The sequence below is a fragment of the Bradyrhizobium sp. 23AC genome (genome assembly GCF_054863025.1).
Genome location: NZ_JAVAYN010000005.1, coordinates 24,218 through 46,013 on the forward strand (window position 1 = coordinate 24,218; position 21,796 = coordinate 46,013).

Genomic DNA, 21,796 nt, shown 5'->3' on the forward strand with positions numbered 1-21,796 from the left:
CTGTCCAGTTAGCGTGAGGGGGGCGAGAAAACGGGGCCGTTCGGCTTGATGCGAATGCCCGGCCGCAGGCGCGTCCAGGGCAGGGTGGCGGTGTCGGCCGGCATCGCGCCGGGCGCGGCGCAGATCATCAGCTTTTCCGCGATCGGCTCGAAATCGGCGCGGAAGTGCACCGAGCTCTTGTTGACCAGAATCTTCTCCTCAGTCGGCTCGATGCCGACATACCGGTACATCGCCTGGTCGGCGAGCTGCGCCTTGTGCGAGGAGACGACGACGCGGACATCGCCGATGCGTAAGCAAGCTGAGGGACCCATCTCCATCTCGCGGCCGCCGTAGTAAGGGCCGGGCGCGATGAAGCGGCCGTCGGAGAGCTTTTCGACCACGAAGGTCTCGCGATAGGGCTCGTCGCCGGGAATGCCTGACTTGCCGCCGAGCGACAGCGTCACGGTGGCACCGACGCCGGCGTCATGCGCGGCCTTGGCCGAGACCGGATCGTAGATCGCACCGGTCGCGGCGCTCGCTCTGTTGCGCACCAGCGCGCGCAGCATGCCGGTCGTGTCGGAATCGCCGCCGGCACCGGGATTGTCCTGGGTGTCTGCGATGATGATCGGCTTGCTCGCGCTCTTCGAAAGCTCCATGGCGTGGCGCACGCCGTCGTCGGGCGACCAGATCTTGCCGTCGAAATCATCCTCGTGGCTTTCGATCAGCTTGACGATCGCATCGGCGGCGCGGTCGGCATCGGCTTGCGTCCTGCCATAGGCGAACACGCTCGGCCCGCAATCGCGGAAATCGGCGGCGGGAAAGCCCGGTGCGAAAGACAGCGTCGGAATCGCGTCGCTCTCCAGCGCAGCGAGCTTTTCGTAGATGCCTTTGGTCGGCTGGTCGTTGGTGCATTGCCAGCTGATCGGGATCAGGAACGGCAATTGCCGGAACGCCCTGGCGAACCGCTGCTTCGTCTTCAGCAGCAGCGCCAGATGCCGCGCGGAGGCGCGGCCGGTCTCGGCCATGTCGACATGCGGATAGGTGCGGTAGGCGATCAGCGCGTCAGCATGTTCCATCATCTCGGGCGTGACGTTGGCATGGAGGTCGAGGCTGGTGACCAGCGGAACATCCTTGCCGATGACGCGGCGCACGCGCGCCAGAATCTCACCTTCGCCGTCGTCGAGATGCTCGGTCACCATGGCGCCGTGCAGATCGAGATAGACCGCATCGAGCGGGCCGGCAGCTTTGATGCCGTCGACCATCACCTTCACGATCCGCTCGAAGGCGTCCTTGGTGACATGCGCCGACGGGCTGGCACCGCAGGCGATCGTCGGAACGAGTTCCCAACCGTTGGCCTCGGCGCTGTCGACGAAGCCGGCGAGGCCGACATTGATGCGCCGCATCACCTTCAGCACGTCGGCGCCTTCTGTCATCGCAGGCCAGCCGCCGCCATGCTGGAAGTCGGCGAAGGTCGCCCTGGTGGGAGCGAAGGTGTTGGTCTCGTGCAGGAAGCCGCCGACGGCGATGCGTGTCATTCAGTTCAGTCCAATCAATCAAGAGGGCGCGACGTTAGCCTTGGCCCTGCGGCGAGAGCAAGGTGGGACGCACTCGCGCCGCGCATAGGGTCAAGCTGTTTTGGGAATGTGTGCCGCGCACACCGTCGTTGCGGGCGTAGCGAAGCAATCCAGAGTCTTTCCGCGGAGGGATTCTGGATTGCTTCGCTACGCTCGCAATGACGAGGATGAACCTACGCCGTGGCCCCCACGCCCTCTGCCACCGGCCGGAAGTTCGCAAAGTCCCAGTCGCGCCCCGGAGCGGCGTCCAGCAGCGCCCTGGTGTAGGCCTCCTTCGGATGCGTCAGCACCTCGGCGGCGGGGCCCTGCTCGACGACGCGGCCGTGCTGCATCACCACGACCTCGTCGCAGATCTGCGCTGCGACGCGCAAATCGTGGGTGATGAACAGGATGGCGATGCCGAGACGCTTCTGGATCTCGTCGAAGAGTTCCAGCACCTGCGCCTGCACCGAGACGTCGAGCGCGGAGACCGCCTCATCCGCGACCAGCACGTCCGGATCGAGCGCTAGCGCGCGCGCAATGGCGATGCGCTGGCGCTGGCCGCCGGAGAACTGGTGCGGATAGCGCGATACCGCGTCAGCGGGCAGGCCGACGAGTTCGAGCAGCTCGCGGGCGCGTTTCATCGCATCGGGATGCGCGACGCCGTAATTGATCGGGCCCTCCGCAATGCTCTCGCCGACCGTGACGCGCGGGTTGAGCGAGCGATAGGGATCCTGGAACACGATCTGGATCTTCTGCCGGTGCGGCTGCAGCAGGCGACGCGAGATGCCGGCGATCTCGCGGCCGGCGAGGCGCACGCCGCCGGACGTCGGATCGATCAGGCGCACGATGCAGCGCGCCACGGTCGACTTGCCCGAGCCGCTTTCGCCGACGATGCCGAGCGTGCGGCCCTTGCGCAGCGTCAGCGTCACCTTGTCGGCGGCGACGACCTCGCGGCCTTTGCCGAAGAAGGCGCGCTCCTTGTAGACCTTGCTGAGGTCGTTGGCCTCCAGCACCACCGGCTCGCGGCTCTCCTCGCGCGGCGGCCGCGGCACCAGGCTCGGCACCGAGGCGAGCAGATTGCGGGTGTATTCCATGGTCGGATTGCGCAGCACGGTCTCGAGCGGGCCGGTCTCGACCAGCCGGCCCTGCCGCATCACCGCGACGCGGTCGGCGATCTCGGCGACCACGCCCATGTCGTGGGTGATGAACAGCACGGCCGTGCCGTGATCGCGCTGCAGCTCGCGGATCAGGGACAGGATCTGCTTCTGCGTGGTGACGTCGAGCGCGGTCGTCGGTTCGTCCGCGATCAAGAGCTTCGGCTCCAGCACCAGCGCCATCGCGATCATGATGCGCTGGCGCTGCCCGCCGGAGAGACGATGCGGGTAGGAGGCGAAGATGCGCTCGACCTGGGGCAGGTGGACCTGCTCCATCATGTCGAGGATGCGCTTCTTGCGCGCCTTGGCGTCGAGCTTGGTGTGCGCGCGCAGCACCTCGTCGATCTGGCGGCCGACCGGCACCACCGGATTGAGCGCGGTCATCGGCTCCTGGAAGATCATCGCCATCTGCGTGGCGCGCAGCTGGCGCAAGCGGCGGTCGGTCGCGGTGAGCAGCTCTTCGCCGACCAGCTTGATGCTGCCGCTGGTCGGAACCAGCGTGCCCTTCGGCAGCAGGCCCATCGTGGTGAGCGAGGTCACCGACTTGCCCGAGCCGCTTTCGCCGACGAGGCACAGCGTCTCGCGCTCGCGGACCTGGATCGAGATGCCGTCGATGATCTTTGGCCCGCCCGGCTTCTTGCCGACGGAGACGACGAGGTTGTTGATGTCGAGGACGGTGTTGGTCATCACTTGATCGGTCATCACTTGCCTTCCCGCTGCTTCATGCGCGGATCGAGTGCGTCGCGGGCGGCGTCGCCGATCAGATTGATGCTGAGGATGGCGATCGACAGCAGCAGGCCCGGCCAGAAGATCAGCGACGGCTTGATCTGGAAGTACTGGCGGCCCTCGGCCATGATGTTGCCCCAGGTCGGCGTCTCCGGCGAGATGCCGGCGCCGAGGAAGGAGAGGATCGCCTCGGTGAGGATGGCGCTCGCGCAGATATAGGTGCCCTGGACGATCAGCGGCGCCACCGTGTTCGGCATCAGATGCCGCCACATGATCTTCGGCAAGGACGAGCCGACCGAGATTGCCGCCTCGACATAAGGCTCCTCGCGCGCCGACAGCACGACGGAGCGTACCAGGCGCGCCACGCGCGGAATCTCGGGGATGGTGATCGCAATCAGCACGGTCCAGAGGCTGGCACCGGACAGCGACACCACGGCGATCGCGAGCAGGATGCTCGGCATCGCCATCAGGCCGTCCATGACCCGCATCAGCACGGCATCGACCAGCTTGAAGAAGCCGGAGACGAGGCCGATCGCAAGGCCGATGACGATCGACAGGATCGCCGAGCCGATGCCGATCAGCAGCGAGATGCGGCCGCCATAGACGACGCGCGACAACAGGTCACGACCATAGGCATCGGTGCCGAGCAGGAATTGCGCGGACGACGGCTTGAGCCGTTGCGATGGCGCGAGCTGGATCGGATCATGCGGCGCGATCAGCGGCGCGAGGATCGAGATCAGGATGATCAGCGCGAGCAGGACCGTTGCGGTGGCGATGATCGGCGTCGAGGTGAGGAAGCCGAAGCGCGGCCGCAGCGGCGACGTGATCGGAATGGACGACTGGGGAAGGGTATCGACCGACATTAATTCTTGTCCTTGCCTCAGTACCGGATCCGGGGATCGAGCAGGGTGTAGGCGACGTCGATGAGAAGGTTGACGACGACATAGATCAGCGACGTCAGCAGGATCATCGCCTGGATCACCGGATAGTCGCGCGCCAGCACCGCATCCACGGTGAGGCGGCCGATGCCGGGAATGTTGAACACGCTCTCGGTGACGACGACGCCGGAGATCAGCAGCGCAAAGCCGGTGCCGATCACGGTGATCACGGGCACGGCGGCGTTGCGCAGCGCATGGCGCATCATCACGGCGACCTCGTTGATGCCCTTGGCGCGCGCGGTGCGCACATAGTCCTCGCCGAGCACGTCGAGCATCGCCGCGCGCGTCATGCGCGCGATCAGCGCGATGTAGATGAAGGAGAGCGCGCAGGTCGGCAGGATCATGCGCTCGAAGAACGGTCCGAAGCCGTTAAAGATGCTGCGGAAGCCCTGCACCGGCACCCACCGCAGTTCGATCGCGAAGCCCTGGATCAGAATATAGCCGACCACGAACACCGGCACCGAGAAGCCGAGCACGGAAAGCCCCATCACGAAACGGTCGATCCAGGTGCCGTGCTTCCACGCGGCGATCACGCCGAGGGGAACCGCCACGAGCACGGCGAGGATGATGGTGCACAGCGCGATCGAGATCGACGGCTCGACGCGCTGGCCGATCATCTTCATCACAGGCAGATTGGAGATCAGCGAGGTTCCGAGATCGCCGTGCAGCAGCTTGTTCACCCAGGTGATGAACTGCACGATCAAGGGCTCGTTGAGGCCGAGCGAGGTGCGGATGCGCTCCAGCCGCTCCGGCGTTGCATTGTCGCCGGCGAGGATCGCGGCGGGATCGCCGGGGGTGAGGCGGAGCAGGAGGAAGACGAACAGCGCGACGACGCCCATCACGGGCACGGCGGCGAAGATTCGGCGAAGGAGATATCCGAGCAAGTTGGATCCGTCAGATTAGAGTAAATCGGCGGCAGCGGTCATAGCCTGTTCTGCCACCAGCCTAACATTTCAGCAATTCCCGTGCCATCAGGGCCACAGTTTTTGCAGTGCGGTCAGCTGTTTTGGCGACCCCTCTTCAAGGGGGCCAGCGGAGCGTGCCCGCCAGGCGAAATATCGCGGCGCGCCAGGCGCGCCCATCCAATCCGGTCACTCCAGCGTCGCAAGCAGCCCGGCCATCAGCCGGCCGCGCTCAACGAGACTCTCGACTTCGATATACTCCTCTAACGTGTGGCCGTTGGCTCCGCGCACGCCCAGGCCGTCGAGCGTCGGGATTCCCATCGCACCGGTGAAGTTGCCATCGGAGCCGCCGCCGGAGCTCGCATGCGGCAGTTCGGCGCCAAGCGACTTGGCGATGCCGCGCGCCTTCTCATACAACGCCATCGTGCCGGCATCCGGCTCCCACACCGGACGCGTCACCCCGCGCGTCACCTTGAAGGCGACATCGTTGGCCGTGCCCGACAGCGCCAGCATCCGCTCGACGCCGCGATCGAGATCGGCCTGCCGCTTGGCCATGGAGAGCGCTTCGCCGGTGGCGGTCGTGGCAACGCAATTGACCCATTGCCCGCCATGCACGACGCCGACCGAGAAGGTGCAGTCCTCCGTCGTCATCGCGTCGATGGCGAGAATCTGCCGCGCCATCTCGCGGATCGCCGAGCGTCCCGCCGACAGCGTCGCGCCGGCGTGGCTCGGCCGGCCCGTCGCCTCGAGATTGAAGCGCGCGATGGCGTAACGTCCGGTGGTGACGCCGTTGTCGGCGCGGCCGGGCTCCGGCACCAGCACGTATTTGTTGCGCGCGGCTTCCGCCTCGATGATGTCGCGCGTCGAGGGCGTGCCGACTTCCTCGTCCGGCGTGAACAGCACGGTGATCGGCAGCGGCGTGGTGAACGATGCACGCGCCAGTTGCCGGATCGCTTCCAGCGAGAGGTAGTTGCCGCCCTTCATGTCGTAGATGCCGGGGCCGTAGCACCGGTTGCCCTCGCGCCGCCATTTCAGCTTCTCGATGGTACCGACGGGGTGGACGGTATCCATATGGCCGGCGATCAGGATGCCCGGTTCGCCCTGTTTCGGATGCGGAAACCGCGCGCGGATCACGCCGCCGAAACCTTGCCGGCCGGCGATGCGCTCGATCGTCGCACCCATGATCGCCATATCCCGCGCTGCGATATCGAGCATGCGATTCACCGCACCAGCGTCCCAGGTCGGGCTTTCGCATTCGACCCAGCCGCGCAAACCCTGGAGCATCGCCTCGGAATCGAAAGGAAGATTGGCTGGATTCATCTCAATGTCTCTCAAGCTTCGAAAGATGGAATGCGCATTGCATTGGTGCGGGGCAGGACGAGTGAAGAGTGTTGTAGAGCCAAACCGATCCTTGTGGAGCCCGTGCCCGCGCCGCCAGGGCTTGCAGCGAAACCGGATTGACGCGCTCGGCACTGTCTGCAAGTCTCGAAAGATAAAGGCATTGCATGAGGTTAGTTCGCCCAAGGAACGAGCCGCATGCTTAACCAATAACCTGCCTTTGAACAGTTTCACGTCAGGAGAAACTTTTTATGTTCCACTTCATGCGCCGGGGGCCTCGCGCGTTTGCCTCCAAACTTGCGCTGTCTGTCGTTGCGCTTTCGACGGCGCTTGCCTCGCCAGTGCTTGCAGCCGGCAAGACCATTACGGCGGTGATGCATTCGGATCTGCGCATCATCGATCCGATCTTCACCACGGCCTACATCACGCGTGACCATGGCTACATGGTCTACGACACGCTGGTGGCTCCCGATTCGAGCTTCAAGATCCAGCCGCAGATGGCGGACTGGAAGATCTCCGACGACAAGCTCACCTACACCTTCACGCTGCGCGACGGCCTGAAGTGGCATGACGGTGCGCCGGTGACGGCGGAAGATTGCGTCGCCTCGCTGAAGCGCTGGGCCGCGGTCGACGGCATGGGCCAGAAGCTCCTGGACTTCACCGCGAGCATCGAGGCGACCGACGCCAAGACCATCACGCTGAAGCTGAAGGAGCCCTACGGGCTGGTGCTCGATTCCATCGGCAAGCCGTCCTCGCGCGTCGCCTTCATGATGCCGAAGCGCCTCGCCGAGACGCCGCCGGACAAGCAGATCCCCGAGCAGATCGGCTCGGGCCCCTTCAAGTTCGTGGCATCGGAATTCCAACCCGGCGTAAAGGCGGTCTACGTCAAGAACACCGACTACGTGCCGCGCAAGGAGCCGGCGAGCTGGACCTCCGGCGGCAAGGTGGCGAAGGTCGACCGCGTCGAATGGATCACCATGCCGGACTCGCAGACCGCCGTGAACGCGCTGCAGTCGGGCGACATCGACTTCATGGAAAACCTGCCCTACGACATGCTGCCGGTGCTGGAGGCGAACAAGGAGATCACGATCGAGGTCTCGAACAAGTTCGGCTTTCAGACGCTCGGCCGGATGAACTTCCTCTATCCGCCGTTCGACAACGTGAAGGTGCGACGTGCCGCTCTTCTGGCGATGAACCAGAAGGACGTTCTCGACGCGCTGGTCGGCAATGCCAAGTACCAGAAGATCTGCGGCGCGTTCTTCGTTTGCGATACGCCGTTCGCGACCGAGGTCGGCGCCGAGACCCTGGTGAAGGGCAATGGCATGGCGGAAGCCAAGAAGGCGCTCGCCGAGTCAGGCTATGACGGCACCCCGGTCGTGGTGATGGCGCCCGGCGACGTCACCACGCTCAAGGCCCAGCCCATCGTCGCGGCCCAGCTGCTGCGCGAAGCCGGCTTCAAGGTCGACCTGCAAGCGACCGATTGGCAGACGGTGGTGAGCCGCCGTGCCAGTCAGAAGCCGCCGAAGGAGGGTGGCTGGAACATGTTCTTCACCAACTGGGTCGCGGCCGACGTCTCCAACCCGATCGCCAATCTCTCGATCGGCGGCCAGGGCAAGAAGGGCGGCTGGTTCGGCTGGGCGGAAGACGCCAAGATCGAGCAGCTCAAGGACGCGTTCGTCCGCGCGCCGTCGATCGACGAGCAGAAGAAGATCGCCGCCGACATCCAGAAGGAAGCCTATGAGCAGGTGATCTACATCCCGCTGGGGCAGTACCTGCTGCCGAGCGGCTGGCGTAAATCGCTGACCGGCGTGCTCGACGGCCCGGCGACGCCGCTGTTCTGGAACGTCGACAAGTCGGAGTAAGGGGAGGCGAATTCACGTAGCCTTCGTCGTCTTCACCACGCGGCGCCGCTGTCATCAGCGGCGCCGTTGTCTTTTGTTGGGTTGCACCGGCGGAAAAGGCGTTGCGGCTTTTAACCTTTCCAGTTTCCGGTCATTGCTATTTGTTTCAATCCTGAAATAGATGCGTCGTCTTACGCATCATTTTCCCTCCTCAACCTGATTCCCGTGCCGATCGATTTTGCATTCCAGGCGATGGCCGAACGGTCCGATCGCGCGCCGGCACGTTGGCGGCGGCCTTTCCTGCATTGGCTCGATGGCGTCGAGGCCGGCTGGGCCGTTCCACTCCTCGTCGGCTGTTTCGTCGCGATCTGGACGCTCTATCTGGCGATCGCCTATGCCGGCGGCGGCCTGCATCCTGATACGCTCGAGGCCTGGATGCTGGGGCAGCATTTCGCCTGGGGCTATCACAAGCATCCGCCCTTGACCGGCTGGATCGCAGCCAGCTGGACCTCCGTCTTCCCGCTCAGCGACTGGTCATTGCAATTGATGGCGATGGCCAATGCCGGGCTTGCGCTGATCTTCGTCGACCGGATCGCGCGGCAATTCGTGACCGGGCACAAGCGCATCCTGGTGCTTTTGCTCCTGATGCTGACGCCGGTCTATCAATTCCATGCCCAGCGCTTCAATGCCAATTCGGTGCTGCTGGCGGTCTGGCCGCTGGCGACCTGGTGCTTCCTGCGCGCATTCGAGACGCGCGCCCCGCTGTGGGCGGTCGCGGTGGGATGTACGACGGCGCTGGCGATGGTCGGCAAATATTATTCGATCTTTCTCGTCATGAGCTTCGCGTTTGCCGCGCTGGCGCACCCGGCGCGGCGCGCTTATTTCACCTCCGCTTCGCCCTGGATCTCGGTCGTCGTCGGGCTCGCGGCGCTGTCACCTCACATCTATTGGCTCGCGACAACGGGCGCGTCGACCTTCACCTACGCGCTGGCGCACGCCAATGGCAACGCTGCGACCTCACTCGGCGAGGCGAGAAACTTTCTGCTGGGGCTAGCGGCGGCGATGAGCATGTCGGCCGTGTTCTGGGTGCTCGTCGCAGGAACGCGCTTGAAGCGGTTTCCGGCGGACTTCGCCGCAATGGGCCCGGGCCTGCGGCTTTTGTTCTACGTCACGATGGGCACGATCGTGCTGCCGGTGGTGACGTCGCTCGTGATGGGCACCGATCTGCCGTCGCTATGGGCGCTGCAGGGACTGTTCCTCTTCACCGTTCTCGTGGTCTGCGGGACGAGCTACCCGATCGAGCGCTTCTACACGGTCAACCTCACCGTGATCGTGGCCGGCGTCGCGCTCGCGGCCGTCCTGATCGCCGCGCCGATCCATGCCGTCTATCGCAATGATCACGGGTATGAGGAGGGCCGGAATCTTTACGCCCAGGCGGCCAGTGAACTGACGCGCGAGTGGCGCGAGCAGACCGGCGTGCCGCTGAGCGCGGTGAGTGGTGATGGTTCGCTGGCCTTCGCCACCGCGTTCTACAGCCCGGACCATCCACGTCATGCGGCGCCCTTCGAGTACGAACAGACGTTGGGCTTGCCACGCAAGATGTCGCTTGACCGCGGCTGGGCCGCGCTGTGTTTCCGCGACCAGGAATCTTGCACCCGGTGGATGGCGTGGGCGTCCTCGCAGACCGGGCACTTCGTCAGGCGCGAGTTCACCGTGCGGGCCACCCTGTGGGGGCGGCCCGGTCTTTCGCGGGAGGCGGTCGCTCTGATAGTGCGGCCCCGGGGAATGCGGATGATACCCAAGAGCGCTGCGGATGATTTCAGCGCCAGCAGGCGCGGTTCGGAATAGGCTCCGCGCTCAGCAATGACTGTCGCGGACCTGCTCGAGACCCTCGCTCGCCAACGGCGTCGTCAACGTGGCCTGCTCTGCGCTCGGCTCCGAACGTTCCGTCTTCCGCCGTTCGACGTCGCGGCGATCTTCCCGGTGTTCCGATTCCATTGAATGTGACCTCTCGAATTGCTGCAGGACAACATCGAGCGGATCGGGAAGTTCCTTAAGCGATGGGACGATGATGCGGCTTGAACAGCCGGCCCTTTTCCACCACCAGCACGATCGCGAGCGCAGCGAGCGTCGACAGGAAGAAGCCGACCGAGAACGGCAATAGCGTGCCGTCGAAGCTCTGTCCGATTGCCATGCCGACCACGATTCCGATCAGCGTCGTGATCGAGCCGTAGAGCGAGGAGGCGGTGCCGGCGATGTGGCCCTGCGGCTCCATCGCGAGCGCAGTGAAGTTGGCAACCATCATGCCGAACGAGAACATCATCAGAGCCGAGAGCACCATGAACAGGGCAAGCGGCAGGATGCCGAGAATTTCCGTCAGCAGCATCACGGCGGCGACGATTGTGTAGAGCGTCAGCGCGCCATGCGAGATCACGCGCATGCCGAGCCGCCCGACCAGCCTCGCATTGAGGAAGCCGGCGACGGCCGTGCCGGCCGCAATCGCGGCGAAGGCGACTGGGAAGTAATGGCCGAGGTGATAGATGCCGGTGAAGACCTGCTGGGCGCAGAAGACAAAGGCAAAGAGCGCGCCGATGACGCTGCCGGCGGCCGTGGCATAGCCGATGGTCTGGCGATTGGTCACGGTCTGCCGGAATGCTGAAAGCACATCAGCGGGCGCCAGCGACCTGCGCTCGGACTCGGGCAGGGTTTCTGGCAGCCGCAGCACGCACCAGGCGAGCGCGAGCAGGCCGTACAACATCAGTACGACGAAGATGCCGCGCCACGCCGTCACCAGCAGCACCGCCTGTCCGAACGAGGGAGCGATCACGGGCACCGCGATGAACACCATCATGGCAAGCGACATCACGCTCGCCATGCGGCGGCCGACATAGCAGTCGCGCACGATCGAGGTCGCGATCACGCGTGTGGCCGAGGTGCCGAGCCCCTGCAGCGCGCGCGCCAGCAGCAGCGTCTCGAACGAGGGCGCCGCGACCGCCAGCACGCTCGCCACCGCATAGACCGCCATGCCGCCGAGCAGCACCGGCCGGCGGCCGAAGCGGTCCGACAGGGGGCCCATGACGAACTGGCCGGCGCCGAAACCGATCAGGAAGGTCGACAGCACCAGTTGCAGATGGTTGGCGACGGGAATGTTGAAGGCTGTCCCGATATTGGGCAGTGCTGGCAGCATCATGTCCATCGCAAGCGGATTCAGCGCCATGATGGAGGCGATCACGATGACGAATTCTGGAAATCCCATCGGGCGGTGTCCCGCGGACACCCAATCGTCGGCATTGACGTCAGACAAGAAGCTCACCTCTGAAATTGAGCGACTTTATCCATCGCCCATGCTGCGTTGCACAACCCATGTTTCGGGATGGCTGGCAGGCGGAGGAGGGGCGGACAAGAATTGGTGAGGGGAACCCCCGCGCGAGCCGACCGCGGGGGTCCTGCCATGGCCGGAAACCAGTGATTCACCATCCCTCCCTAAAGATCGGCGCCGAGCGGGGCAGGTCGGGTCCGGCGGGATGAAACGGAAACGCCTCCTGTCCACTGTGGCGGCCGATCGATGAGGCGCCGCGCTGGCGCCGAGAGAACCTAGCCTGACAAGGTATCCGATTGTGTCTGATGTCACCGGTACAGCACGATGGTTGGAGCCCTCGGCCGACATGGCTTCGAGGCGAAACATCTGGCTTGCCTGCCTGATCGCGCTGACCGCGCTTTTGGCGTTCGGCAATCTCGCCAGCGACGCCGCGCTCGGTTTGAGATATGGCTGGGACACCCGCGTCAATTGCGCGGCGGTCGATGCCTATGCGGGCGGTCTCGATCCCTACTTCGTCAAGAACCTGACAGGCACCAAGCTCTCTTACCCCTATCTGCCGGTGACGCTGGAAGCCTTCCGTCCTTTCTGCGCGGGCGGCATTCTGGTCGCTCACCACAAGGCTATTTTTCCCGTTCTCGCCGTGCTCTGCGGCCTTCTCCTGCCCGGTCTCGCCCGAACGCGCCCGAGCGCTCGCGACGTCGGGCTCAGGGTGCTCTGCGCGCTCGGCGCATTCGTCGGTTTCGAATGGGTGCAGGCGTCGGGCAATTTCGCGATCCTGAGCGGCGTGCTGACCGCGATCGCGTTGAGGCTCCTGCTTTCTCTGCCCGCAGCCGGGCCGTCGGAGGACCGCAGCTTTCCGTCGCGCCTCGCCGGTGCCGCGCTGCTCGGCCTCGTGATGTCGTTCAAGCTGGTGTTCTTTCCGCTGCTGGCCGCGCTCTATTTCCTGCCGCTGCCGCGCGGCCGCAAGCTGATACTGATCGCGATGGCTGTGTTCAGCTTCGCCTTGCCGATCCTGATATCGCGGCTGGCATACCCCGATCTGTTCGCGAGCTGGCAGCTTGCGGTGGCCGGAAAGATTCCGGACCAGCACCTCGTCGAGCTGTTCGAGAGCAATCCGTCCCTGCTGCTGCTGGCGCGGGATCTGATGGGCCATGTGGGCCTGATCGATAGCAAACCGGCGATCTTCGCAACCTATGCCTTCGCCGTGACCGCACTGGTGCTCGTGCCGTTCGCCCTGTCCGTCCTGCGCTTGATCGGGAGCCGGCCGGCGCACGAGGGAGATTCGCTTCTTGTGCGACTGGATCGCTGGCTGATGGATCACCCCCGTGCCGCGATGCGCATCACGGTGCTGGCCATCTTTGCGCTCTATCTCAGCTCGCCGCGCCTCAAGGAATATGCCTACTTCGAGCCCGCGCTCTATGCCGCGATCCTTCTGGTCGATCTTCCGGCCACGGCACTCGCCGCCGCGCTCACCGTCGGTCTCCTGATGCCCTCATTGATCTTCGTGACGGGCATTTCCCTCGAGGGCAACTTCATCCAGCTCTTCAGCGCGCTGATGTTCTTCTGGGTCCTGCTGCTCGACGCCCGTCATCCGGGCCGTGTGCCGGACACGGTCCAGCTATAGCCGTGGCGGTGGTAGAGCCTGACATCCCCGAAACCGCCATCCGACAGCAGCGCCTCCGCCTCGGCGCGCGTGTAGTATTTCGCGTAGGCGGGATTGAGCTGGTCGTAGATGGTCAAGCGGCGAACGCTGCGCGGAAACTTCGCCAGCACCGAACGCATGTAGGACCGCATCGGTAACGGCAATATCCGGCACAGCCCGATATAGGCCGTCAGCGCCCATTCCAGACCATGCGACAGCACCACCAGCAGCCGGTGCGGCAGCAGCACGGTGAGCTTGCGCAACGGGATCGCGAGCGACAGATAGGTCTCGTTGCCTTCGTAGCCGTAGAGCCAGACGATGCAGCGTCCGCCGGGGCGCAACGCATCGTAGGCCGCGCGAACCACCGGCGCCGGTTCGGGGATGTGATGCAGCACCCCCATCGAAACCACATAGTCGAGCCCCAGATCGGGCGGCAAGCGGTCGCCGGGCGCCTGCAAATAGTCGATGCGCTCCGCGCGGTCCGCCGTGTTGTCCTTCAGGACCAGCATGGCATCGGAGGGTTCGACCGCGACGACACGATCCGCCCCGGCATCGAGCAGCATATTGACGATGCGTCCCGTGCCGCTCCCGATATCGGCAATCCGCTTGCCCTTGACCTCGTCGAGGGAAAGCAACGGACCGAACAGATCGGCAAGCAGGTCCGCCGAGCCGTAATAGGCGGGGTTTTCGCGGAACGCGGTCCATTGCTCGCCGAAATCGTTGATCGTCTGGTCCTTCAGGTCCGGCATGTGCCCGCTCCCTACGCTCGGCGCGGCGAAGGGGTCGCAAGGCCCGTCAACCAGATGCCCAGCGTCAGGATCGGCCACAGCGCGAACGCATTGTCGCTCCTGGCCTCGCGATGCGCAGTCCACAGCGGCCGGATCGCCTCCGGTTTCAGGAAGGGCGCAAAAACGTCGGCCTCCCTGTCGAGCACCCGGTCGCAGATCGGCCGCAGCCCACCGCGCCGCATCAGCTGTGCGATCGGCACGTTGAAGCCGCGCTTGCGCGACCATGCGGCCTCTCCCGGCATGCCCAGGCGCTCGGCGAGTTTGCGCAACACATATTTCGGCGCGCCCTTGGGCCAGGGATTGAGCAGCGAGACATCGAGGCTGCCGGCGAGGTCCATGACCCGTCGATCGAGGATCGGCACGCGCACTTCGAGACCATGCGCCATGCTCATCGCATCGACCTTGGTGAGGACGCTTTGCAGATGGAAGCGCTGGTCGGCGATCAGCGCCCGATCCAGCACGTTGTCATGCGGCTCCGAATAATATTCGGCGTATTCCGCGAACGGATCGGCCGATGCAAGATCGGCCATCCCGCGGTCATAGATCCTCTCGGCTAGGAAGCGGGGAACGAGCCGCCGCCATTGCAGATGCGGGCTGTTGCCGGCTTCGCCCAACCCGAGTGCGAAGCGGGCGAGCTGCGCCGCCGCCGGAAGCCGCTTCTCGTTGCCGCGCACCGATGCATAGGCGAGGCGTCCGGTCAGGCTGGCAAGGCCGCGCGGAACGACGTGGCGCGCGCGCTCCGCCATCATGGTCGCGGCATAGGTTTCATATCCGGCGAAGAACTCGTCGCCGCCGTCGCCGGACAGAACCACCGTGGAATGCCGGCGGACCGCGCCAGCCAGATGATAGAAGCCGAGCGCGCCCGTGTCGGCGCATTGGCCGTCGAAATGATAGACCACCGCCCGCAGCGCCGCCTCGGCATCCTCGCCCGCTTCCCCGTCGATGACGTTGAGCGACAGGCCGGCGGCGGTGGCGATCTGCTGCGCCACCGCGGTTTCATCATGGCTTTTCTCGGTGAAGCCTGCCGTGAACAGCGGCGGCTTCAAGCCGAGCCGGCCGAGCGTCAGGCTGATCAGCGAACTGTCGATGCCGCCGCTCTGCAGCACGGCGAGCGGCACGTCGCTCACCATCTGGCTCTTGACCACGGTCTCGATCGTCGATTGCAGCCGGACAACGGCTTCGTCGAGGTCGCGGATCGCAGCCGCGCGCACCGGCCGCCAGAACCGTCGCTCGGTTCGCTCGCGCTCGGTGAATCCGATCATCGTGCCGGGCGGGAGCTGCTTGATGTCCTGGTACAGGCTCTGTCGCGTCCCCGGATGGCCTGCGGCGAGATAGGTATGCAGGGCCACGGGATCGACCCGCGCGGCGACATCTCCGCTCGCCGTAAGTCCCTTGATCTCGCTTGCGAACAGGACGCGGCTGCTGTTTTCGGAATAATACAGCGGCTTGATCCCGATGCCGTCGCGCGCCAGGATCAGGCGGCGCTCCTGCCGATCCCACAGGCCGATCGCGAAAAAGCCCTCCAGGCGTTCGAACATCGCCTCACCCCAGGCGAGATAGGCGTAAGGGAGGATCTCGGTATCGCAGGTGCTGCGAAAGCGGACGCCGAACGATTGCTCGAGCTCGCTGCGCAGCTCGTGATCGTTGTAGATCTCTCCGTTGTAGGTGACGACGATGCGCTCCGAGGCATCGAGCATCGGCTGGCGTCCGGCATCGGAGAGATCGCGGATGGCGAGCCGGCGGTGGGCGAGGCCGACGGGGCCGTCCAGCCAGGAGCTCTCGCCGTCCGGCCCGCGATGGACGAGTGCTGCCGACATCGCCGCAACCGCACGGCCGTCGGCTGGCCGACCGTCACGATGAAAGATGCCCGCTATGCCGCACATCGCGTTCCCTTGCCGCGGGAGGTCATGGTCGCTGATTCATGATCTGCTTCAGCAGCACCGCGAGCAGTCCCATGGCGACGACGAGAATGCTGAGCAGGATCGCGCCGACGCCCAGCACGAAGGCGCTGACGACCTGCAGGATGATCCCGCCGATCAGCGAGACCAGCGCGAGCGCCATGCACATCATCGCCAGCAGCACGAAGATCTTCAGCGGATTGTAGTAGGTGCAGGCCTCCAGGACGTATTGCAGCGTCCGAATGGAGTCGCGGAACAGGTTCACCTTGGAGCGGCCGATGCGCTCCTTGTAGTCGATGTCGATGTAGTCGACGAACTTCGCGTTCATCATGTAGGCGAGCGTCAGCGACGTCGTGAAGCTGAAGAGGTCGCTGACATGCTCGAAATAGGAGATCGCGACCTGCCGGCCGAACACGCGCAGGCCGGAATTGATGTCGGGGATATCGCGGTTGGCGGTGAATTCGACGATCGCCTTGAGGATTGCGCGCAACGGCGACTTCAGCCTCGACTCGCGGTAGTTGGGCCCGGTCCTGGCGCCGACCACCATGTCGAAACCCTGCTTGAAGCGCGCGACGAGGGCCGGGATCGCCTCCATCGGGTAGGAGCCATCGGCGTCGCTGATGACGATCGTGTCGTAGGACGCAGCGCGAATTCCATCCTTCAGCGAGCGGCCATAGCCGATGTTGTGGGGATGCCTGAGCACCTTTGCACCGGCCTGTTCGGCGAGCTCGCCGGTGCCGTCGGCCGACCCATCGTCGACGATGATGATCTCGTAGGGAGTGAGCTGAGCGCCGTCGAGAGCCGCCTTGGCTCGATCAATGGTTTCAACAATGCCGTTGCGCTCGTTGAGCGCAGGAATGACGACTGAAATCATAAGCGGCGTGCAATGCAGGTGACGGATTGCCCAAAGAAGCTTCGCGAGAGCGGATCGAGCGCCCGCGACAGCGGCACGGCATATTTGTCGAACAGGGCGATCTGCCCGTTGACGGCGGCATCGTTCAGCGACTGATGCCGCTTCAGGCGATTGGCAAGCCACCCCAGCCCGCCGATCGGATTGAAGTAATTCAGCCGGACCAGCTCGACCGGCTGATCGGCGAGCAGCTTGGCAAGGCGCGCGGTGGTGTAGCGGCGGCAGTGTCCCGCCAGACGATCGAGATCGTTGTAGAGCAGCATCAGGGCGGGAACGCTGATCAGCAGGTGTCCTCCGGGCTTGAGCACCTGGACCAAATTGGCAACCGCCGTGGCGTCATCCTCGATGTGCTCGAGGACGTTGATGGTGAAGACCGCATCGACGCCTTGGGGAAACAGGGAACTCAGCTGATCGCGGACCAGAATGTCGCAGACGGCGAACTTGCGATCGGGCATCGCCTTGGCGGCGCGTTCGACGCTTTCGCGGTCGTGGTCCACGCCGCAATAATTGCCAAGCTCTCCGAGCACTCTGCTGTAGAGCCCATGGCCGAACCCGACCTCGAGGATCGCACCCTTCAGGTAGGGACGGAACTGGTCGATAACCCAGTTCATGTAATTCTGCGCGTCGGCGATCGCGCTCGAATACGTATCGGCCCCGACTTTCAGGCCTTCCGTCGTGGACTGGGCGGGAAAGGAGGTTTGAGCCATGGAGCCTGTGCCTTGTTCTCGCCCGGGTTAGCAGCGAGCGCCGCATTTCTCAAGGACATGTGCAGCACAATCGCCTTAAAGTTGACGGCTCTTGCGACAGGAACATGATGTGCTCCGACGCGCGCTCGATGCGCTGAGATTTCGCCTCGATCATCGATCGGATGTCGTCGCCCGCTTTCGGCGAAGCGGCTGCTGCTCGGACTCGGAAGAGGGCGATCTTCAGATGCCGAAGCCGCGCAACAGAGCTGTTGGGCAGATCGAGAGTTCACCAGATGATCGCTCAGCTGAAGCGGAGGGCAGACCGCCTTCATCAATGGCCCACGCGGGTGCCGTCAAATCTCGTGGTGCGGGCAGCCGGGGTCGAACCGGCACAGCGCTTGCGCACCGAGGGATTTTAAGTCCCTTGCGTCTACCAATTCCGCCATGCCCGCTTGATCCAACGAGATCAAACACTTAAGTCCATCCTTGGCCGTCTGGAATTGGCGCGTTGCGGACCCGGAGGGACGGTTCTTCCTTAAGCGAGCCGGGCGCACAAGGCAAAGCCTCAATCCGGACATCTGTTGTTGCTTTAGGCATTCTCAATCCACGGGGACTATTCATCCGGCATGGCTGCTTCGTTTTCCACATCGCCGCGCGGCTTCGGCGCGCTCCTCGCGCTGCTTGCGGCCGGCGCCGCGCTGTCCGGCTGCGCCGGCATGAGCGAGACGGTCGCGCCGGCCTTTGCCGATCCCGCCAAATACGAATTGTACGACTGCAAGCAGCTGGAGGCCGAGCGCAAGTCGCTCGCCAAGCGCACTGACGATTTGCGGGGGTTGATGGAGAAGGCGGAGACCGGGACCGGTGGCGCCGTGGTGTCCGAGCTCGCCTATCGCAACGACTATGTTGCCGTGCGCGGGTCGGCGCAAATGGCCGATGACGCCTGGCGCCGCAACAAGTGCCGGGAAACCCCGCCGGAGGCGACCCCGCCTGCCACGCAATTGTCGCCTGCGGCGATTGCCAAGCCCGCTTCGAAATCCGGGAAAACGTCGCGCTGAGGCGCCGCGCCGGCGGCGCTTCGCATCAGGGCCGCCAGCCGTAGATCCAGTCCTGCCGCGCCAGCATGCGGTCCGGGCCGAGCGCGCGGATCGCAAGATCGCGTGCGGCCGCAAGCGGCCCGCCGAGATGATAGATGCGGCCCTGCTGCCGCGCGGTCCGCTGCACCCGCCGCACCCGCGCTTGGCGGGCACGGCCGTATTGCGTCAGCGCAGCACTGATGCCTGCCGTGCTCTCGGCGGCTTCAAAGCTCAGATGCCGGGCGAGCACCGCGGCATCCTCGATCGCCATGCCGGCGCCCTGGGCTGCAAAAGGCAGCATCGCATGCACGGCATCGCCGAGCAGCGCCACCGGACCTTTGCTCCAGGGGCAGCCGTCGGGCACGCCGAACAGCGCCCATTTCCGCCAGCTGTCGACCGTGGCCAGCATCATCCGCGCCGAGGCCGGCCAGCGCGGCGCGGCGAAGGCGTCCATCACTTCCCGCGGATCGCCGGGCGTGCTCCAGCCCGGCCTGTTCCAGGTGCCCGGCAACACAGCGACCACGTTGATCTGGCGGCCGCCCGCGATCGGATAGGCGACGAGATGGGCATTCGGCCCCATCCACAGCTGCACCCGGCGCGCGGTGTAGTCCTTTGGCAGTTGCGTGGCATCCAGCGTGCCGCGCCAGGCGATCAGCCCGGAGAAGCGCGGCTGCACCTCGGGAAACAGATGCTGGCGGACCGTCGACCAGATGCCGTCGGCGCCGATCAGCGCGCTGGCGAGATCGCTGCGGCGGATCGTGCCGCTGCGATGGACCACCGTCAGCCCCTTGGCATGAGGCGCGACGTCTTCGAAGGTCGCGCCCAGCTTGAGGTCGATGTCGGGATGATCGGCGACAGCGCCGGCCAGCGCCGATTGCAGGTCGGCGCGGTGCACCACCCAATAGGGGGCGCCGGCCCGCGCGGACGCTGCTTCACCGAGCGGCATGCGCAGCAGCTCGCCGCCGGCCCGCGCGCTCATGATCGAGACCGCTTCCGGAGTGACGGCGCGCAGCTTGAGGCGTTCCGTGAGGCCGAGCTCGACCAGCACGCGGCTGGCATTGGGGGAGAGTTGCAGGCCGGCGCCGACTTCCTCGAGCCGCTCGGCCTTTTCCAGCACGACGATGCGGAAGCCGCGGGCTGCCAGCGCCAGCGCGGCCGTCAGTCCACCGATGCCGGCACCGGCGATGACAATCGTGCGGGAGAGCGCCACCCCTGACCGATGGAAGCGGTCAGGCCACCTTGTCCTTCAGGACGCATTCCGGCGGGCGGGCTTCGCCCGCCTTCAGGTCGGCCGCGAAGCGGTACAGCGTCGAGCAGTACGGGCAGATGATCTCGTTGTCGTTGCCGAGGTCGAGGAAGACGTGCGGATGGTCGAACGGAGGGTTGGCGCCAACGCACATGAACTCTTGCGAGCCGATCTCGATGACGGGGACGCCGGCATCGTTATGGAAGTGCGGGACGACATGGTCGGACATCGTAACTCATCCTGGAGTGGCAATGGCGGCAGACACAATCACGAACTGACGCGGCATCTTTAAGGCGCCGCGGACCATACTGGCGGGTGTGGATGATTGCTAGTCCAGCGGAACCGAAAGGTTCGCAATTGCCCCATGCTCATTTGCTCAATGCAAATTCGACACAATCTTAAGGCCTGAGAGAAGCCCTTCTTTCGTCGGGGACGTTGTGTCGCAATTTTGGCATACTATGTCTGTGGACGAGCAAATTTGCGCCGAAAGACGAATCGACCGGCGTAGACGATCCCACGGACCGCCCGAAGGACCGCCCAGGCTTTCCACATGAAGTGGCTGCGAATCACCACAGCGTTGATCGGTATCGCCGCGTGCGGCTTCATGCTCGCGCAGGTAGCGCCGCACGCCCGTGAGGCCGGCGCGATCCTCGCCGCCCAGGATGATCCGGCCGCGCTCTCCGAGCTCAAGCTCGATCGAGTGCTGCGGCAGAACGATCGCCTGGTTCAGGACAATATCGAGGCCGCGCTCGCCGCTGATGATGCCGATCTCGCCGACAGTTTCGTCGCGCTGGCGCGTGACCGCAACATCGCGCTGCCTGACGACCTCCTGAGCCGCGTCAGTGACGCGGTCAAAGCCCAAGGTTCCACCTCGCATTTCGTCAAACGTTTCGCCACCGGCCTCGTCACCGGCAATGCCGACGATGTCGCGAGCCTCTCGGGGACGGTGGCGGGCGATCTCTTCGTGATCGGCGACATCAGGGACGTGGTGCGCGAGGGCAAGCATCTTGCCATGGGCGAGGACACCGACCGGCTCGTGCTCGGGCTTGCGGCGGCCGGACTTGCGGTGACGGCGGCGACCTACGTGTCCGTCGGTGGCGCGGCGCCGGTGCGCGCCGGACTGACGCTGGTGAAGGATGCGCGCAAAGTCGGGCGGCTCGGCGAGGGGCTCGCGGTCTGGGCCGGCCGTTCCGCGCGCGAGGTCGTCGACACGCCGGCGCTGCGGAATGCGGTGGTATCAGGCTCGGTGCTGCGGCCGGGCGAGACCGTCAGCGCGATCAAGGCCGCGTTCCGGGCCGAGAAGGCCGGTGCGCTGGTCCGGCTCGGCAAGGACGTCACCCGCGTCGCCGAGAAGACCGGCACGCGCGGGGCGATGGACACGCTACGCATCGCCGAAGGTCCCAAGGACGTCGCGCGCGCGGCGCGGCTTGCCGAAGCGCAAGGCAGCAAGACGCGCGCGATCATGAAGCTGCTCGGCCGGGGCGCGCTGCTGCTGATCGGCGGCGCGTTCAATCTGGCGCTCTGGCTGCTCAGTGCGGCGCTGACGCTGTTCGGCCTTCTCTCCTCCATCAAGGCGACCACCGAGCGCCTGACCCAGGCCTGGTGCGATCGCAAACGGGCGCGGCGGCTTCGCCGTGCCCAGATCGCCGCAGAAGCTGCTCTGGCCAACGCGGCCGTCACGGCCTGAGGCGCGCAGCGCTTCAGGCTATTGTTTGAGCATGATGTTGCCGGAAAACCGCTGCACACTTTTCCGGATCGTGCTCTAAGATCAACCATTCCCCTCCAGACCCGCGGAACTGC

At 65.1% G+C, this 21,796-nt stretch carries 17 protein-coding genes and 1 tRNA gene; 5 read left to right on the top strand and 13 right to left on the bottom strand.

The genetic code is table 11. The features are described from left to right. Positions 1–8: 8 nt before the first annotated feature. From RAD10_RS13745 to RAD10_RS13765, 5 genes are all read right to left on the bottom strand, one after another. Positions 9–1,514: a M81 family metallopeptidase gene (locus RAD10_RS13745; RefSeq protein ID WP_461617919.1), complete on the bottom strand. Its 1,506-nt coding sequence runs from the start codon at positions 1,512–1,514 to the stop codon at positions 9–11. 212 nt (positions 1,515–1,726) lie between these two features. After that, a complete protein-coding gene (locus RAD10_RS13750; protein ID WP_461618233.1) occupies positions 1,727–3,376 on the bottom strand; it encodes an ABC transporter ATP-binding protein in 1,650 nt (549 codons plus the stop codon). A gap of 14 nt (positions 3,377–3,390) precedes the next feature. Further along, positions 3,391–4,278 carry an ABC transporter permease gene (locus RAD10_RS13755; RefSeq protein ID WP_028141177.1) on the bottom strand — a complete coding sequence of 296 codons (888 nt, stop codon included), beginning with the start codon at positions 4,276–4,278 and terminating at the stop codon, positions 3,391–3,393. Between the two features lie 17 nt (positions 4,279–4,295). Beyond that, on the bottom strand, positions 4,296–5,237 hold the full coding sequence (locus RAD10_RS13760; RefSeq protein ID WP_461617920.1) for an ABC transporter permease: 942 nt from the start codon (positions 5,235–5,237) through the stop codon (positions 4,296–4,298). Between the two features lie 207 nt (positions 5,238–5,444). Continuing rightward, positions 5,445–6,575 (bottom strand): M20/M25/M40 family metallo-hydrolase, encoded by a 1,131-nt coding sequence (locus RAD10_RS13765; RefSeq protein ID WP_152102740.1) that lies wholly within the window; start codon positions 6,573–6,575, stop codon positions 5,445–5,447. A 269-nt stretch (positions 6,576–6,844) separates the two neighbouring features. Between RAD10_RS13765 and RAD10_RS13770 the strand changes: the two genes are divergently transcribed. Continuing rightward, complete coding sequence (locus RAD10_RS13770; protein WP_038972421.1) at positions 6,845–8,455, top strand: ABC transporter substrate-binding protein; 1,611 nt, start codon at positions 6,845–6,847, stop codon at positions 8,453–8,455. A gap of 231 nt (positions 8,456–8,686) precedes the next feature. Continuing rightward, on the top strand, positions 8,687–10,282 hold the full coding sequence (locus tag RAD10_RS13775; RefSeq protein ID WP_461618234.1) for a glycosyltransferase family 39 protein: 1,596 nt from the start codon (positions 8,687–8,689) through the stop codon (positions 10,280–10,282). Between the two features lie 205 nt (positions 10,283–10,487). Here RAD10_RS13775 and RAD10_RS13780 read toward each other — a convergent pair whose 3' ends face one another. Beyond that, complete coding sequence (locus RAD10_RS13780) at positions 10,488–11,738, bottom strand: multidrug effflux MFS transporter (protein WP_461617921.1); 1,251 nt, start codon at positions 11,736–11,738, stop codon at positions 10,488–10,490. Between the two features lie 361 nt (positions 11,739–12,099). On the opposite strand from RAD10_RS13780, the gene RAD10_RS13785 reads away from it, so the two are divergent. Continuing rightward, the gene (locus RAD10_RS13785; RefSeq protein ID WP_461617922.1) at positions 12,100–13,377 is read left to right on the top strand and encodes a hypothetical protein; all 1,278 of its coding nucleotides are present in this window, start codon (positions 12,100–12,102) and stop codon (positions 13,375–13,377) included. On the opposite strand, the gene RAD10_RS13790 is transcribed toward RAD10_RS13785, so the two are convergent. From RAD10_RS13790 to RAD10_RS13810, 5 genes are all read right to left on the bottom strand, one after another. Continuing rightward, complete coding sequence (locus RAD10_RS13790) at positions 13,341–14,144, bottom strand: class I SAM-dependent methyltransferase (protein WP_461617923.1); 804 nt, start codon at positions 14,142–14,144, stop codon at positions 13,341–13,343. The two genes, RAD10_RS13785 and RAD10_RS13790, sit on opposite strands and share 37 nt — an antisense overlap. Positions 14,145–14,155: 11 nt before the next feature. Next, entirely contained in the window at positions 14,156–16,066 is a 1,911-nt protein-coding gene (gene asnB, locus RAD10_RS13795) for an asparagine synthase (glutamine-hydrolyzing) (protein WP_461617924.1), read from the bottom strand. 22 nt (positions 16,067–16,088) lie between these two features. Continuing rightward, positions 16,089–16,955: a glycosyltransferase family 2 protein gene (locus RAD10_RS13800; protein WP_461617925.1), complete on the bottom strand. Its 867-nt coding sequence runs from the start codon at positions 16,953–16,955 to the stop codon at positions 16,089–16,091. Beyond that, positions 16,952–17,698 (bottom strand): class I SAM-dependent methyltransferase, encoded by a 747-nt coding sequence (locus tag RAD10_RS13805; protein ID WP_461617926.1) that lies wholly within the window; start codon positions 17,696–17,698, stop codon positions 16,952–16,954. Before RAD10_RS13805 ends, RAD10_RS13800 begins: the two co-directional genes overlap by 4 nt. A gap of 342 nt (positions 17,699–18,040) precedes the next feature. Beyond that, positions 18,041–18,129, bottom strand: a tRNA-Leu gene (locus RAD10_RS13810). A gap of 174 nt (positions 18,130–18,303) precedes the next feature. Between RAD10_RS13810 and RAD10_RS13815 the strand changes: the two genes are divergently transcribed. Next, on the top strand, positions 18,304–18,732 hold the full coding sequence (locus RAD10_RS13815) for a twin-arginine translocation pathway signal (protein ID WP_461617927.1): 429 nt from the start codon (positions 18,304–18,306) through the stop codon (positions 18,730–18,732). A gap of 25 nt (positions 18,733–18,757) precedes the next feature. Here the strand turns inward: RAD10_RS13815 and RAD10_RS13820 are convergent, their stop codons facing one another. Together RAD10_RS13820 and RAD10_RS13825 are read right to left on the bottom strand one after the other, a co-directional pair. Continuing rightward, complete coding sequence (locus RAD10_RS13820) at positions 18,758–19,960, bottom strand: FAD-dependent monooxygenase (protein ID WP_461617928.1); 1,203 nt, start codon at positions 19,958–19,960, stop codon at positions 18,758–18,760. A gap of 19 nt (positions 19,961–19,979) precedes the next feature. Then, positions 19,980–20,225: a zinc-finger domain-containing protein gene (locus tag RAD10_RS13825; protein WP_007602543.1), complete on the bottom strand. Its 246-nt coding sequence runs from the start codon at positions 20,223–20,225 to the stop codon at positions 19,980–19,982. A gap of 321 nt (positions 20,226–20,546) precedes the next feature. Between RAD10_RS13825 and RAD10_RS13830 the strand changes: the two genes are divergently transcribed. Then, on the top strand, positions 20,547–21,683 hold the full coding sequence (locus RAD10_RS13830; RefSeq protein WP_461617929.1) for a hypothetical protein: 1,137 nt from the start codon (positions 20,547–20,549) through the stop codon (positions 21,681–21,683). The last annotated feature ends 113 nt before the right edge of the window (positions 21,684–21,796 follow it).

Excerpts from the sequence above, each read along its gene's own strand:
- RAD10_RS13745 (WP_461617919.1), bottom strand. The coding sequence starts at position 1,514 with ATGACACGCATCGCCGTCGGCGGCTTCCTGCACGAGACCAACACCTTC.
- RAD10_RS13750 (WP_461618233.1), bottom strand. The coding sequence starts at position 3,376 with ATGACCAACACCGTCCTCGACATCAACAACCTCGTCGTCTCCGTCGGC.
- RAD10_RS13755 (WP_028141177.1), bottom strand. The coding sequence starts at position 4,278 with ATGTCGGTCGATACCCTTCCCCAGTCGTCCATTCCGATCACGTCGCCG.
- RAD10_RS13765 (WP_152102740.1), bottom strand. The coding sequence starts at position 6,575 with ATGAATCCAGCCAATCTTCCTTTCGATTCCGAGGCGATGCTCCAGGGT.
- RAD10_RS13770 (WP_038972421.1), top strand. The coding sequence starts at position 6,845 with ATGTTCCACTTCATGCGCCGGGGGCCTCGCGCGTTTGCCTCCAAACTT.
- RAD10_RS13775 (WP_461618234.1), top strand. The coding sequence starts at position 8,687 with ATGGCCGAACGGTCCGATCGCGCGCCGGCACGTTGGCGGCGGCCTTTC.
- RAD10_RS13785 (WP_461617922.1), top strand. The coding sequence starts at position 12,100 with ATGGCTTCGAGGCGAAACATCTGGCTTGCCTGCCTGATCGCGCTGACC.
- RAD10_RS13790 (WP_461617923.1), bottom strand. The coding sequence starts at position 14,144 with ATGCCGGACCTGAAGGACCAGACGATCAACGATTTCGGCGAGCAATGG.
- asnB (WP_461617924.1), bottom strand. The coding sequence starts at position 16,066 with ATGTGCGGCATAGCGGGCATCTTTCATCGTGACGGTCGGCCAGCCGAC.
- RAD10_RS13800 (WP_461617925.1), bottom strand. The coding sequence starts at position 16,955 with ATGATTTCAGTCGTCATTCCTGCGCTCAACGAGCGCAACGGCATTGTT.
- RAD10_RS13805 (WP_461617926.1), bottom strand. The coding sequence starts at position 17,698 with ATGGCTCAAACCTCCTTTCCCGCCCAGTCCACGACGGAAGGCCTGAAA.
- RAD10_RS13815 (WP_461617927.1), top strand. The coding sequence starts at position 18,304 with ATGGCTGCTTCGTTTTCCACATCGCCGCGCGGCTTCGGCGCGCTCCTC.
- RAD10_RS13825 (WP_007602543.1), bottom strand. The coding sequence starts at position 20,225 with ATGTCCGACCATGTCGTCCCGCACTTCCATAACGATGCCGGCGTCCCC.
- RAD10_RS13830 (WP_461617929.1), top strand. The coding sequence starts at position 20,547 with ATGAAGTGGCTGCGAATCACCACAGCGTTGATCGGTATCGCCGCGTGC.